This is a genomic window from Anoxybacillus sp. ST4, assembly GCF_019448545.1.
GTDB lineage: Bacteria > Bacillota > Bacilli > Bacillales > Anoxybacillaceae > Anoxybacillus > Anoxybacillus pushchinoensis.
The window spans coordinates 67,784-81,851 of the sequence record NZ_JAHZOE010000010.1 but is presented as its reverse complement, the minus strand read 5'-3'; the positions used below and the strand labels follow the sequence as shown (position 1 = coordinate 81,851).

Genomic DNA, 14,068 nt, shown 5'->3' with positions numbered 1-14,068 from the left:
CCACGAAAGATGACATCATTAGCATTGAGCAACGTATGGCCACAAAAGATGACATCGCTGCCATGGACAAGCGAATCGAGCACATCGAACAAACGATGGCCACGAAAGATGACATCATTAGCATTGAGCAACGTATGGCCACAAAAGATGACATCGCTGCCATGGACAAGCGAATCGAGCACATCGAACAAACGATGGCCACGAAAGATGACATCATTAGCATTGAACAACGTATGGCCACAAAAGATGACGTCGCAGACATTCCTCTCATTAAACAAGCTGTGCTAGAAACGTTAGAAGCAGTAAATGAAATATCAACGATCAAGCAAAACCTCGCTGAAATGTCCCAAAAACTAGATGATGTCATCGCAACCCAAGCGCGACATGAACTTGCTATTCAGTCGCTTGCGCTTCAGTCACTTATACATGAAAACGAAATTCGTGCGTTAAAAGCAAGATAATGAAACAAAAGGCTGTCACAAACTTCTTTTGGACAGCCTTTTCTATTTATTTTTCCTCTTTTGCTAATTGTTCAAACGACTTCACTTTCCCGTGCGGCTCATTTTGTGCTTGTTTACGAACGGTCCATTGTCGCTCTTTTTGTCTTTTCGATTGAGTCATTCGTCTCACCTCCCTTTTTATCATTTGTTCATTTTCCTTTTTTATGTCTTTTTCATCGTTTGAAAATTGTGTATATTTGAAATAAGGGGAAAAGGGGGAGAGAATCTTGTTACAATCGAAACAAGCGAAAAAAGCACTACAAAAAGTACAACGAGTGGCGAAAGAAGTAAAACGAACGATGCGATTAGACGAACCGCTCGCTCAACAACTCGATTCGTTGCGCGACGTATTAGACCGCCATCTCGAACGCGATGAATATTTCGTCATCGTCGATGAAGACGGAAAAGGTGTTGTGCATACGAACCGTTTGCGCGAAGGAATGGTGTTTGACGACGAAGTAGGAAAAAAATGTGCGAAGACAACTACCCCACTATTGCAGCTGTATAAACGAAATACAGGTGAAGTGCTCATTGATGCGGCATGTCCACTTTTCGAACAAAATGGAAAGCGCTTTAATTTGCGCATGGGACGTCTCATCCATCAGCCGTATATAGAAATGTGGTTTGGCACGATTGTCTTATTGCCCGTTATCGCTCTTTTAATTGTTGCGTTTATGATGCATCTGCCGTTCAAACAAACATTGCTGCTGGCGAGTGCCACCGGTTTGATCGGTTTTCTCGTTTCTTTTTCATTTTACCGTACGATTACAAATCGCCTGCACGCGTGGTATCACGTCACCCGTGCCGTCTCATCCGGACAGCTTCATACCGAAGTGAAGACAGTCGGAAAGCGCAACGCTTTTCATCAAATTGGCTATGAAATTAACAAAGTGATTCTCGGTTTGCGCATGATTTTACAACAAATCGCAAAGGCAACCCACTCCGTTGAACATGTGAGCCACGAACAAAAAGAGGAAGCGAAACGAATTGCCGAGGCGTTCGATGAAGTATCAGCCACCATGGAGACGTTTCGTGAAGGGGCGCAAAAACAAACGACATTTGTCGATGAAGCGAAACAACGCATTCAAACGATGCTTGATTATATGCATACCGTCCAAACAGATATTGAACAAGTCGTCGAACGGGCGCAAACGACATTTCACTCTGCCCAAACAGGATATACCCATATGCAAGCCATTGAACAACAAATGAACGAAACAAAACAACAAATGAACGACACCGCCAAACAAATTCAAACGGTCGCGAAAGAAGCGGATAATCTCATTCAAAAAGTGTCCGCCATTACGGCAATTGCGGAACAAACGAACATGTTAGCGTTAAACGCTTCCATTGAAGCAGCACGAGCAGGAGAAGCTGGAAAAGGATTTGCCGTCGTTGCCTCAGAAGTGCGGAAACTTGCGGAACATACGAACGCTTTCGCACATGAAATTTTATCATCGCTTGCGAATACGTACAATCAACTATCAAGCGTCGCACATGCGGTCACGAAACAAGCGAATACGATCGACGAAACGACCGCTTCCTTAACAAAACTGACCGAAAGCATTGCTTATTTTCAAACGATGTCACATGAGCTAAACGCGTTAAGCCAACGAAACCGAACGCTCATGCAACAAACGACAAAAGAAGGAAACGAACTACACGAAGCGATTGCAGATATTTATATGATCGCCAACGACTTTACAAAAATCGTTCATGAAACAGCAAGCGGGCTGGAACAACAAGCGTCAAGCGTTCATCAACTCGCAAAAGAAGCGGCGATATTGGCGGAGGAAGTGCAACAGCTGAAACAAATTTTACATCGGTTTGGAATAAAATAAAAAAGCGAGCCTAATGCGCATTGGCTCGCTCCTTTTTTGTGTAGTATGCGTACGCCCCCATACCGATCGCTAAAACAAAAAGCAACAAAAACATATACCCTTCTTCTAAACTAGCTACAACGCTACATCCGAAACAAACGAGAAGCGGCGTTTCTAGCCATTGTTCCTTGCTAAATAGCCACCATTCGAACAAACCGATCGTAAACGCCAATACGTACATCGTCCCGCCATGAAGCAAAAATAATGAAAAAACCCCCATCCATAGCGCAATGGCTGCTGGCAATAAAAGAAATGCATCATGCACACGTACACCGCGCTTAAACACGTATATATGAACGATAAGTCCAAAAGAAAAAACAATAAGCGCCCATACATTTGCATCGTACCATTGAATGATGTGGAACGTTTCAAGCGTAAAGAAAACAAGTAAAACGAACATCGCGATGACCGTTTTCCGCATGAATTCACCTCCCCACATTCAATGTACTACACTTCTTTTTTTCTAGCTAGGCATTTTTCGATACAATAGCAAGAAAATAAAAATGATGCTCATATATCCAAATAAAGGATACAATACCGTAAGAAGCGCATCGTATCCGACTAAACTAAACGCATACATCGCCAACAAAAGCGCAACGAGGACAAAGAAAGGCTGGCGAAAAAAAAGAGACAATTTTCGATGCAATCCGAACACCCCCGCAATAAACGAGGTGAAAATTTCCCCATAAATGATGGCAACGTATAACCAGTAAAACGAAGCAAGCGAACGTTTCACCACCTCCGCCATCGGAATGCTGTAAGATGACAACTGTGGCAACAGCGAAAGGGCAACATGGCTGCTAAATAAAATAAACATAAGCAACAGGCCACCAAGCCAGCCACCGAGACGAATCGTTTTTTCATCCTTTACCTCCGTTGCAAGCGGAACGAGAACGGCTTGCGCCATCGCTAAATTAAACGCCACATACGAAAACGGAGAAAAAAAAGCAGCAAGCGGCGGCTTCGTCCATACAACGTCGCTTCCGTTCATCATCGCAATACAGAAGCTAAATATAACCATCATCGGCACGACAATCATATTAACGCTTAAAATGCCGTTTAAGCCAAATAACATCGTCACAAAGGCAAGGATGATCGTGAGCACAAGCCCGACATATGCGGGCATATGAAGCTGTTCTTCAAACACCGCCCCCGCCCCCGACAACATCACCGATGTTACACTAAATAACACAATAAACATAAATATATTGACAAAAAAACCTAATTTCCCAAACAAATAACTATTCAACTGTTCATATGAACGGGCATGAAGCCGAGCGGCCATCGTCATTAAACGCGTCCCGAAAAAAATAAATAGCCCCCCGCTTGCCGCAATCGTTACAAACCCAATTGCACCGTATTGCGTAAAAAATTGCACAATTTCTTTTCCGGTCGCAAATCCAGCTCCAACGACCGTTCCTACATATACAAATGCAATTTGAACCGCCCGCATCCACATACGCTCTCCCCCACTCGTCCATTTTTTCTATATATATGAAAAAAAACGGCGAATATTTTCCGCCGTTTATTCTACAACTACATCAATTTTTGGCATATTATGCATATTTTTTGCCGTCACATGCGCCACAACGGAATACGTTCCTTTCGCTGCGAACGTATAGCGCGCGACATATTTTCCGTCGCCGACATGTTCTCCTTCAATCATTTGTCGGTCTTCTGTGCCATGCTTCCACACTTCAAATTTCACTTCTGATGCGTCGGTTACTTTTTCATCGCCATATGTCACTAAACATGCGAGCTCGACTTCTTGATTAGCCGGAAGCTTTTCTTCGACCGCCATTTTGACGTCTAAATACGCCAACTCTTCTTCTTCCGTATTATTGGCACAACCGGCGACAACAAGCAAAATAAATAAAAACAACAAAGACCATTTTTTCATTTGAATCCCCTTCCGTGTTACAATAGTTTCACAAAATATTCACAACTATTTGCTACAATAGTTTTAAAATACAATGGAGGATTTGTGCGATGCGTGTTCGTTTCTTTTTTTGGCTGATGATCGTGATGTTATTGACGAGCTGCACATCACAAACGTACACCCCAATCAAACGGGATGGGGCGATTATTGGCGTCGTGAATATAAAAGAACAAAGCTTGTCATTTATTGATTATAACACGAAACAGTTAATTACAACATGGCAAGTGAAAAAACCGATCACAAAAGTCGCGATTCTTCCCGACGGCGATACGATCGTTTTATTCGGACAAGACATGGATGAAATAATCGCCTATACGTTATCGACTGGAAGAGAAGCGAGACGATGGAGCGTTGAAAAAGGGGTAACGGATGTGCTTGTCACCGAACGTGACTTGCTCGTCGTCAACGAAAAAAAAGGGACGGTGTCAATCATGACGTTCGATGGAAAAGTGAAAGATGTAATCGCGACCCCGCCGTCCCCTTTTTCAGTAATAGAAGACGACAAACATAACCAATGGATTATTATTCATTTTAAAAATGGCGCGATTTCGTTTATTGACAGGACGACAAAACGAGTGACACGAACGGTCGATACGCTCAATTCTGCCGTCAGCGGCTTCGTCGTTCCTGAAACGAATGAGCTATGGGTTGGCGGGCATGGCAGCGGAACAACGATTCAACAAGAAGCATACATCCATTCGCTTGTCGATGGGCGTCTCATCACACGTGTAAAAGCAGAAACAATGCCAATTCAATTCTCTCAAACGAACGAAGCAATATACGTTCTTTGTCACGGATCGAACATGTTATACGCGTTTGATCGAGACACAAAACGCTTAATTCGCGAGCTGAATATCGGCGCCAATCCGTTTGCGATGACAAAGGCGAAAAACGATCTCGTCATCGCAAGCTACGACAGCAATGAACTACTTTTTGTTGATGAAAAAACATTCAAACAAACAAATACTGTTTCTGTTGGACACGGACCGTTTTACATCTTTTTCCGCGATGCGAAGGAGGAATGAACGTGGCAACGATTTTAATTATTGACGATGAAAAAGAGATGCGTGAATTGCTGCGCCTATATTTAGAGCCAGAAGGATTTACGTGCATCGAAGCAGACGATGGCGAAGAAGGGCTTGCACAATTCGGACGAAGACATGTCGATTTAATTTTACTTGATATTATGATGCCAAAACTTGACGGCTATCGTTTTTGCATGTACGTGCGCGAGCGTTCGCAAGTCCCTATCATTTTTTTAACGGCTCGAAGCGATGAATGGGATCGTGTATATGGGCTTAAAATTGGGGCTGACGACTACATCGTGAAACCGTTTAGCCCGAATGAAGTTGTGGCGCGCGTTCATGCTGTACTCCGGCGAACGAAAGGGGCTGACGCCGCTCTACAATATGAAGCAGGTCCGATCGTTGTCGATGAAAAAGCGCGAAAAGTCACGGTCAACGGAAAACCTGTTCTTTTAACGTTAAAAGAATTTGAACTGCTCATCTTGTTTTTAAAACATCGCGGTCAAGTATTTACGCGTGAACAGCTGTTAGATCGCGTCTGGGGCATTCATTACGTCGGCAGCACGCGCACAGTCGATACGCATATTAAAACGTTGCGCATTAAATTAGGCGACGCTGGGCAACTCATCCAAACGGTATGGGGAGTGGGATATAAATTTGATGAAACAGTTTAATTCTCTTTCCTTACAACAAAAGCTATGGCTAACGATTAGCGCTTTCTTAGTGCTTGCGGTGTTGCTTTTATATACGGTTGCTGTTTATATATATGAAAACATTTATATGTCAAGCGTCGAACAACGTTTGTTGCAAGAAGGAATGAACATCGCAGCAAAATATGAAGGCGGTGCGCTGACGGACTCGTTTCGCGACACTGTTTCCTTCATCAATGACATATCCGACGCAGAAATTGTTCTCGTCAACAATCCGCGTGAATTAAGCGCCTGCTTGCCGTTTGAAGTTGATCATCACTCCATTATTAGCGAAGCAGAACGGCAACAACTACTTGCCGGAAAAACAGTGACAAAAAAAGGATATGAACAAACGTTTGACCGTCAAATTGTCGGCATCATCATTCCGCTATTAGACGAACATCGCCTAATGGGCATTTTATATTTGTACGTTCCGCTCGCGTCCATTGAAGATGTGCTCGAGCGCATTCAAATGTTCGTCATGATCGGCGGTAGCCTTTTTTTATTCATTACTGTATTTGTCGGGCGGAAAATTGCGATGCATTTTACAAAACCGCTGCAACATATGCAACAAGCGGCTTATCGCGTCTCGCAAGGCGATTTTTCCGTCCACGTGAATGTCGAAGCGGAAGATGAAATCGGACAATTAGCGAAGGCGTTCAATCAAATGGCGCATGCGCTCGCCAAAGAAGATGAACGAAAAAAAGAATTTTTAGCGAACGTTTCCCACGAATTGCGCACGCCGTTAAGCTATGTGAAAGGATATAGTGAAGCGCTATTAGACGGCGTCGCGAAAGATGAAGAACAACAAAAAAAATACATGAAGCTCATTCACCGCGAAGCGAGCCGCATGCAACGTCTTGTGCGCGATTTGCTCGATTTGGCGCAATTAGAAGGCACATATCCGCTCGTGCGCACTCCGTTTTCAATCGCACAACTCATAGAAGAAACGATTGAAAAATACGAGCCGCTCTTGCAAGAAAAAGACATCCATCTTTCTCTCGATGTCGACCATGATTTAGTCGTCGATGGCGATCCAGATCGCATCGAACAAGTGTTGCAAAACTTGCTTGATAATGCGTTGCGCTACACCCCTTCTGGCGGCAACATATCTTTACGCACCGTAAACAAACATCCGATGTGCGAGCTCGTTATTTCCGATTCAGGACAAGGAATGTCGAAACAGGACATCGAACGATTAGGCGAACGCTTTTTCCGCACCGACCGCTCCCGCTCGCGCGAACATGGCGGCACAGGGCTTGGCATTGCAATTGTTAAGCAAATTGTAAAACTACACGGGGGATCGGTTCGCTTTGAAAGCGAACTAGGGAAAGGAACGACTGTGTACGTTCAATTGCCGTTATATCATGAATCATAGTACAATGTATGTATGATAAGTTAAAGGAGGCAAACAAATGAAAGTGAGTTCCATCCCGATCGATTTAGAGCGTCTATTTGAATCGATGTGCCGCTCGTTCGCGGTCATTTTATTTCGCCCGGATACGACAGTATTATGGGCAAACGATGCGTTTCTTCAAGCGATGGGCTACACGGAGCAACAATTGCTCGGTTTATCCCACCGTCAATTTTGTCTTCCAGAATACGCAAACAGCTACGAGTATACACAATTTTGGGATCGCCTAAAAAACAAACAGCCGTTTTACGGCACGGTGCAACGCGTCACACGCGACGGCAAACATATATGGCTTGAGGCGCTCTACGCTCCGGTATTAGACGAACAAGGGCAAGTGCAAGCGATCTTTAAACTCGCCACCGACGTTACCGACCGCCACCAGACGCTAAATGAAGAGTTTGCGAGTTTACTTGAAGAAATGAACGCGAGCACGAGCGATATTCAACAAACGGCCCGCTTAATCAACAATCACGTGAAACAGTTGAGTGAAAAAGCGGAAAAAGTAAGCAAAAGCACAGAGGAAATTCAAGGCGTCATTTCGTTCGTGAAAGACATCGCGATGCAATCAAATTTGCTCGGATTAAACGCTGCGATTGAGGCAGCGCGCGCTGGCGAACACGGTCGCGGCTTTGCGATCGTCGCAGAAGAAGTACGCAAAATGGCAGAAAAAAGCAAACATTCCGCCGAAGACATTTCCGAACAGCTGAATCATATTACAAACTCGGTGTTAGAGATGGTTCATATGCTTCAAGAAGTGGCGGAAAAAATAAATAATAGCGCCGAAGCAATCGACGAACTTCATCAAGTACAGCAACATATGGTGAAAATTACAGACAAACTGACGAAACTCATCTAACTGCCCATTGCGGCAGTTTTTTATTTTTCACGACGTATACAAGCTCTAAACGCTTCGAATAAAAAATAAAGATTTTTTCATTCATATTTGTTAAAATGAACTTGATAGAGATTTTAATAAATGGAGGAGGTTTTATGTATACAAGTATCGATTTATTTGCAGGACCTGGCGGATTAGCAACTGGTTTTATGTGGAGTGGAATAAAACCTTTAATTGCAGTTGAAATGAGTTATTGGACAGTTCAAACGTATAGTGCTTCTCACGATGCTGAAATTTTTGATTTAGAAAGTTTCCTATCTGGTACGATGGAAAATCCAGAGAAGTTTTTTAGAAAAAGTGAACGTACCCTTCTCATCTATGGAGACATTAATAAAGTTTCCAATGACCTTATTTCAAAAATTCTTAAACAACGTTTTGGTGTGGATTCGGTAGATATTGTAACAGGAGGGGCTCCGTGCGAAAGTTTTTCTATGGCTGGGAAGAGAGAAGATGGAGATGAACGAGACGATTTGTTTTTAAATATTTTGCGTATCGCTCGCCATGTGAAAAGCAAAATGGTTCTTTTTGAGAATGTAAAAGGACTATTATCAAAACGTTCAAATGGTAAATCTGTATTCAAAAATATTTGCGATGAATTTGAATCAACTGCTTATGATACGTCCTTTTGTTTAGCTAGCCGTGATCCCCATCAAATTCTTCTAACAGCAAGCCATTACGGTGTCCCTCAAAATCGAGAACGCATTTTTTTAGTTGGGATTAATCGCAACTACAATGCGACTTTTCGATACCCACTCCCAACTCACGGACCTAATCGAATGTTTCCTTATGTTACCGTAGGAGATGCTTTATTAGACTTACCTGAAGTTCGCCCAGGTGAAGAGGTAACAGAGTATACATTCAATTTGTCAGATCACACACTTAGCGAACAAAGACGTGATTTTTTACTTAAAATGCGTGGAGTTACACTAAGTGTTCCAAAGCACTTAGCATTCCATGAAAATTCATTAACTTCACACAAAGCAGTAAATCATCGTGAGAAAATGGTTAAACGTATGGAACTTATACATCAAGGTGAAAATATGAAAACTGCTGCTGAACGTTTGATTTCAGAAAACAGAGAAGACTTAAGACGAGAACTTTTTCCGAACAAGTTATATGGCGCAAGAAACAGGAGATTAAGGGAAGATACCCCAAGTTTTACGGTCACATCCCATTGTCTAGATGAAATGATACACCCATTTCAGCATCGAGGGTTAACTCCAAGAGAAGCTGCGAGACTTCAAAGTTTTCCTGATTGGTATATTTTTGAAGGACCTTTTGTAAAGTTCCATTCCGATCCGGAACAAGATCGATATGAACAGATCGGTGATGCTATTCCTCCGCTACTAGCTTATGCTTTAGGACAAGAAGTAGTAAATACGTTAAACATGATCTATAACCAAATGGAAAACAATATTGAATACATTATATGTTAAAGGAGTAGGACAAGTTCCTGCTCTTTTTTTATAAGTAAATTTGTGGTAAGATAAAATACAGAACAATCTAATCTGTACAGGGAGTGACGAGACTTGGAACAAGAAAATCGCCACAAACAAGAACATGGTGAAAAAAACAAAAAAAATCTTCAGTCACTAATCGAAACATACACTCGAGAAGGACATATTGCTGAAAATATATCACCTTATAAAACGGGTTATCCCAATTTTGATAAAAAACAATTTAAATTAGACCATCTTATTACCTTCCGTGATGGCGAAGTTTGGGGAATACATACTACGTCAACCATTCGAACAGATCGTGCAAAACAAATTCAATGGGATTCTTACCATATTAAAGAAATAAACCAACATGTGAACAAAGTATACTTAGTTTTTCCTGAAGGGCTTGATCATTATAACAAAAATCAAGCGCTAAGTTATCAAAAAAAAATTAGGGAGAAAAAAATGTATACAGCCATTGATGATGTTTTAAGTTTAAGTGAGCTTGAACAACGCTTAGAATCAAAAAGTTTAGAAAATGAACACATTGGAAAAAGAAAAGCAACGGAAGGAAAAAACTTCGAAAAGCGACTAGTATCTATACTAAACCACTCGTCCAACATAGAAAAATGGAATCAATCAAGTTCAACAGAAGATGGTTATTTTTATCCAACATTTCAACAAATCATGAGTTTAATAGGTTTATCAAGAGACGAGAAAATACGGGAAATAGAGGCAACTGATAAAATTCCTAGACTCGAAACGGGTGGACAACCAAAAACAGATATTCTACTTACCATTACGACAGATAGACGTTCGGAAGAAATATTCACATTTAGTTGCAAACGCTCAAGTGCGAAGTATGTTTCAATCCATGAATACACAGCAGAAAGTTTTATAGAGGTATTAGATATAAAAGATAAAAAATTACAAGAAGCTTTCCTAAAGTTACAAGAAGTCGGAGGCTTTACCGAACTAAAAAAACGATATGATGATCTTTATAAAGTGATGGAGAAAGAACTTCCCATTCTAAATAAAAAATTAGCGGAATGGGCTTATGCTGGAATTGGTGGATACGGGGATCCAAAGATTCACTGGGCAAATTATATCATTGTTTTCAAAAATGATACAAAAACACTTGAAATGGAAAAAATAGATGTTTATATTGCGAATATATTACAAAATGTAGAAGGACAAATGGGGACTTCTTTTCAATGGACTTATCCATCTAAGAAAAAAGGCAAAGCAATACAACTAAAAGGAAAGATTACTTGACTTTTATTTCAAAAAAACAAAGACTGCTTTACTTCAATGAAAAATATACAATATACGAATGAACAAAGCTTATTCTTAACTTGTGCATAGTCGATAAGAGACAAGGTGTCCACATGATTTTTGGGACACCTTCGTCTTGTTTTATTCATCTCTTTCATGTTTCACAACGATGCGGTCGTCTTCTACATCAATGTGGATTGTACGTACGTTTTCTTCATCGAGCAACACGTCGGCAATTTGATCTTCGACATGTTCTTGAATGACGCGGCGGAGTGGACGAGCGCCAAATGTCGGATGGTAGCCAAGTTCAGCTAATTTTTCTTTCGCTTTGTCGCTAATAGTCATCGTGACGTGTTGTTCCGAAAGTGTACGTTGCAATTCATAAAGCATAAGGTCAACAATTTGCAACATATGTGCTTTTTCAAGCGGTTTAAATTCGATGATCGCATCGAGACGGTTTAAAAATTCCGGTTTAAAGTATAGGCTGAGGCGTTGAAGCAAGTCGCCTTCCACGTTTGTACCAGCGTTTGATGTCATAATGATGACTGTATCTTTAAAGCTGACGGTGCGACCTTGGCTATCTGTTAAACGACCGTCTTCTAAAATTTGCAAAAACATATGTTGCACATCCGGATGCGCTTTTTCCATTTCATCAAGCAAGATGATGCTGTAAGGATTGCGGCGCACTTTTTCCGTCAATTGACCAGCTTCCTCATGACCAATGTAACCAGGAGGTGCACCGATCAGTTTGGCGACCGCATGTTTTTCCATATATTCGCTCATATCTAAGCGAATCATCGCCTCTTTAGAGCCAAACAATTGTTCAGCAAGCGTCTTTGACAATTCTGTTTTACCAACGCCAGTCGGACCGACGAATAAAAACGAACCGATCGGACGGTTTTTCGCTTTTAAGCCGGCGCGACTTCTGCGGATCGCTTTAGCGATTTTTTTCACCGCTTCTTCTTGACCGATCACTTTTTTCGCTAAGTTTTCTTCTAAATGTTTCATTTTTGCTTGTTCATCCGCTTGTAATTTGCCGACCGGAATGCCCGTTTTTTCTTCAATGATTTGTTGAATGTGCATGACATCAACAATAGGTTGTTCTGCTTGTCCGTTTTGTTGTAGTTGTTTTTCAAGCTGCAATTCTTCTGTGCGCAATTTGGCTGCGAGTTCGTAATTTTCTTCTTGTGCCGCTTGTTCTTTCTCTTTTCTTATTTGTTCAAGACGTTGTTCGATCGCTTCTTTATTTGTCGGCATCGCTTTTAAGCTTACTTTAGAGCCAGCCTCATCTAACAAGTCAATCGCCTTATCAGGAAGGAAGCGGTCTTGAATGTAGCGATGCGACAATGTGACGCATGCTTGAATCGCTTCATCTGTGTATTTTACTTGATGGAATTGTTCATATTTTGGCTGAATGCCTTTTAAAATGTTGATCGCTTGTTCAATTGTCGGTTCATGAACGACGACCGGTTGGAAGCGGCGTTCAAGCGCAGCATCTTTTTCAATTTGACGATATTCTTTTAACGTTGTTGCGCCGATGATTTGCAATTCTCCGCGGGCAAGCGTCGGTTTTAATATGTTGCTTGCATCCATCGAGCCTTCTGCTGATCCGGCACCGACAAGTAAATGAATTTCATCGATGAATAAAATGACGTTTTTCCGTTGTTGCAATTCAGCAATGAGTTGTTTCATTCGCTCTTCAAATTGACCGCGAATGCCTGTGTTTGCGACTAAGGAAGCGACGTCAAGCACGTACACTTCTTTGTTTAATAATTTTGTTGGAACAGATCCTTCGACGATTTTAAGCGCTAATCCTTCGACGATCGCCGTTTTACCAACGCCCGGTTCACCAATTAACACCGGATTGTTTTTATTGCGACGATTTAAAATTTCAATGACGCGTTCAATTTCTTTATCGCGTCCGATGACGGGATCAATGAGTCCTGCTTTCGCTAATTGCGTTAAGTTTCGACCGAATTGATCAAGCAATCCGTTTCGTTTCGGTTGTTGTTCTTGTTGTTGGACATGGGAAACGGCTTCGTTAGTCAGCGGTGCGAAGAAGTCGGAGAACAATTGATCGAAACGATCGAAGTGGAATCCTGCTGGCACTTTTAATTGTTGTTTTTGTTTTGCATAGCACGCTTCGCAAAGGTGCAACTGTTGTTTTTCGTTGTTTACTTGCACATGTAAAAAGATGTTTGCTTCATTTTGTTTACATACTTGGCACATCATAGGCACCAACCTCCTTTTGACTTTGACTATATTTGACCTTTCTGACTTTATTATAATTTGACCTTTTTTGACTTTCAAGACCTTTTTTTAAAAAAATAAAAAAACATGATAGGAAAATGACCTATCATGCTCGCTTTAGTCCATTCATCAAAAACTGAATCGTCCGCTCCATCTCTCTTTCATCATCCCACGGGTAGTCGGGCATGAGAAGAAAACGAGTGAGTAAAAATCCCGCAATTGTTGTAATCGTCAAGCGAATAATCGTCTCCGGCGGGAGTTGGGCGAGCTCCCCTTTTCGTTGAAAATGCTCGACAATTTGTTTAAACTTTTCGTACACATGATTGATAAAAATCGTTTGAAACTGTGCTTTAATGTCATCGTGGAATGACATTTCTTGCCATAACACACGAATCGCAGGCAAATATGTTTTGACAAATTCATACCGATTTTTAAAAACGGCGCGCACAAACTGTTCATAATGTTCATATTCGTTTTCAAATACGTCTTTCACAAACTTTTTCGCTAAAAACGGCGCTACCGATTGAAATAACGTCGGTTTTACGATCGCCAACAACAAATCTTTTTTCGTTTTATAGTGGCGAAAAATCGTCCCTTCTGCCACCCCTGCCCGCTTGGCGATTTCGCTCGTCGACGTCGCTGCATATCCCTTTTCCGCAAACATGTCAATTGCTGCTTGTAAAATGTTCACTTGTTTTTCACTGAACTCGTGTTCATCTGCGTTCAATAAATCAAACAACCATTTTCGTTCGTCCATCATAC

The 14,068-nt window shown here is 41.6% G+C and carries 14 protein-coding genes; 8 read left to right on the top strand and 6 right to left on the bottom strand.

Annotated elements, in window-relative coordinates; translation table 11 throughout:
• Positions 1–461 (top strand): hypothetical protein (locus K1I44_RS08535; RefSeq protein WP_219985898.1); only part of this gene is annotated, 461 nt, incomplete at its 5' end.
• 46 nt (positions 462–507) lie between these two features.
• Here K1I44_RS08535 and K1I44_RS08530 read toward each other — a convergent pair.
• On the bottom strand, positions 508–621 hold the full coding sequence (locus tag K1I44_RS08530; protein ID WP_003396753.1) for a DUF6254 family protein: 114 nt from the start codon (positions 619–621) through the stop codon (positions 508–510).
• Positions 622–727: 106 nt separating this feature from the next.
• Between K1I44_RS08530 and K1I44_RS08525 the strand changes: the two genes are divergently transcribed.
• Positions 728–2,341, top strand: a complete 1,614-nt coding sequence (locus K1I44_RS08525) for a methyl-accepting chemotaxis protein (RefSeq protein ID WP_219985897.1) — start codon at positions 728–730, stop codon at positions 2,339–2,341.
• Positions 2,342–2,351: 10 nt separating this feature from the next.
• Here K1I44_RS08525 and K1I44_RS08520 read toward each other — a convergent pair whose 3' ends face one another.
• The 3 genes from K1I44_RS08520 to K1I44_RS08510 all read right to left on the bottom strand — a co-directional run bounded on the left by K1I44_RS08520 (position 2,352) and on the right by K1I44_RS08510 (position 4,280).
• Positions 2,352–2,801, bottom strand: a complete 450-nt coding sequence (locus K1I44_RS08520) for a hypothetical protein (RefSeq protein WP_219985896.1) — start codon at positions 2,799–2,801, stop codon at positions 2,352–2,354.
• A gap of 42 nt (positions 2,802–2,843) precedes the next feature.
• Positions 2,844–3,839, bottom strand: coding sequence for a YkvI family membrane protein (locus tag K1I44_RS08515; protein ID WP_219985895.1), 996 nt, complete (start codon positions 3,837–3,839; stop codon positions 2,844–2,846).
• A gap of 66 nt (positions 3,840–3,905) precedes the next feature.
• Positions 3,906–4,280 (bottom strand): FixH family protein, encoded by a 375-nt coding sequence (locus K1I44_RS08510; protein WP_219985894.1) that lies wholly within the window; start codon positions 4,278–4,280, stop codon positions 3,906–3,908.
• Between the two features lie 89 nt (positions 4,281–4,369).
• Here K1I44_RS08510 and K1I44_RS08505 point away from each other — a divergent pair, with 89 nt between their 5' ends.
• From K1I44_RS08505 to K1I44_RS08480, 6 genes are all read left to right on the top strand, one after another.
• Positions 4,370–5,344 carry a YncE family protein gene (locus K1I44_RS08505; protein WP_219985893.1) on the top strand — a complete coding sequence of 325 codons (975 nt, stop codon included), beginning with the start codon at positions 4,370–4,372 and terminating at the stop codon, positions 5,342–5,344.
• The gene (locus K1I44_RS08500; RefSeq protein ID WP_219985892.1) at positions 5,341–6,018 is read left to right on the top strand and encodes a response regulator transcription factor; all 678 of its coding nucleotides are present in this window, start codon (positions 5,341–5,343) and stop codon (positions 6,016–6,018) included. Before K1I44_RS08505 ends, K1I44_RS08500 begins: the two co-directional genes overlap by 4 nt.
• Positions 6,005–7,411, top strand: a complete 1,407-nt coding sequence (locus K1I44_RS08495; protein ID WP_219985906.1) for a sensor histidine kinase — start codon at positions 6,005–6,007, stop codon at positions 7,409–7,411. Before K1I44_RS08500 ends, K1I44_RS08495 begins: the two co-directional genes overlap by 14 nt.
• 37 nt (positions 7,412–7,448) lie before the next feature.
• Entirely contained in the window at positions 7,449–8,303 is an 855-nt protein-coding gene (locus tag K1I44_RS08490) for a methyl-accepting chemotaxis protein (protein WP_219985891.1), read from the top strand.
• Between the two features lie 134 nt (positions 8,304–8,437).
• Positions 8,438–9,778, top strand: a complete 1,341-nt coding sequence (locus tag K1I44_RS08485; protein ID WP_255573337.1) for a DNA cytosine methyltransferase — start codon at positions 8,438–8,440, stop codon at positions 9,776–9,778.
• A 93-nt stretch (positions 9,779–9,871) separates the two neighbouring features.
• The gene (locus tag K1I44_RS08480; RefSeq protein WP_219985890.1) at positions 9,872–11,056 is read left to right on the top strand and encodes an MspI family type II restriction endonuclease; all 1,185 of its coding nucleotides are present in this window, start codon (positions 9,872–9,874) and stop codon (positions 11,054–11,056) included.
• A 141-nt stretch (positions 11,057–11,197) separates the two neighbouring features.
• On the opposite strand, the gene K1I44_RS08475 is transcribed toward K1I44_RS08480, so the two are convergent.
• Positions 11,198–13,288: an ATP-dependent Clp protease ATP-binding subunit gene (locus K1I44_RS08475; RefSeq protein ID WP_219985889.1), complete on the bottom strand. Its 2,091-nt coding sequence runs from the start codon at positions 13,286–13,288 to the stop codon at positions 11,198–11,200.
• A 124-nt stretch (positions 13,289–13,412) separates the two neighbouring features.
• Positions 13,413–14,063, bottom strand: a complete 651-nt coding sequence (locus K1I44_RS08470; protein WP_219985904.1) for a TetR/AcrR family transcriptional regulator — start codon at positions 14,061–14,063, stop codon at positions 13,413–13,415.
• Positions 14,064–14,068 lie beyond the last annotated feature (5 nt).

What these genes read in the sequence shown, in the direction of transcription:
- K1I44_RS08530 (WP_003396753.1), bottom strand. Translation starts at nt 621, where the DNA reads ATGACTCAATCGAAAAGACAAAAAGAGCGACAATGGACCGTTCGTAAA.
- K1I44_RS08520 (WP_219985896.1), bottom strand. Translation starts at nt 2,801, where the DNA reads ATGCGGAAAACGGTCATCGCGATGTTCGTTTTACTTGTTTTCTTTACG.
- K1I44_RS08515 (WP_219985895.1), bottom strand. Translation starts at nt 3,839, where the DNA reads ATGTGGATGCGGGCGGTTCAAATTGCATTTGTATATGTAGGAACGGTC.
- K1I44_RS08510 (WP_219985894.1), bottom strand. Translation starts at nt 4,280, where the DNA reads ATGAAAAAATGGTCTTTGTTGTTTTTATTTATTTTGCTTGTTGTCGCC.
- K1I44_RS08505 (WP_219985893.1), top strand. Translation starts at nt 4,370, where the DNA reads ATGCGTGTTCGTTTCTTTTTTTGGCTGATGATCGTGATGTTATTGACG.
- K1I44_RS08500 (WP_219985892.1), top strand. Translation starts at nt 5,341, where the DNA reads ATGAACGTGGCAACGATTTTAATTATTGACGATGAAAAAGAGATGCGT.
- K1I44_RS08495 (WP_219985906.1), top strand. Translation starts at nt 6,005, where the DNA reads ATGAAACAGTTTAATTCTCTTTCCTTACAACAAAAGCTATGGCTAACG.
- K1I44_RS08490 (WP_219985891.1), top strand. Translation starts at nt 7,449, where the DNA reads ATGAAAGTGAGTTCCATCCCGATCGATTTAGAGCGTCTATTTGAATCG.
- K1I44_RS08485 (WP_255573337.1), top strand. Translation starts at nt 8,438, where the DNA reads ATGTATACAAGTATCGATTTATTTGCAGGACCTGGCGGATTAGCAACT.
- K1I44_RS08475 (WP_219985889.1), bottom strand. Translation starts at nt 13,288, where the DNA reads ATGATGTGCCAAGTATGTAAACAAAATGAAGCAAACATCTTTTTACAT.
- K1I44_RS08470 (WP_219985904.1), bottom strand. Translation starts at nt 14,063, where the DNA reads ATGGACGAACGAAAATGGTTGTTTGATTTATTGAACGCAGATGAACAC.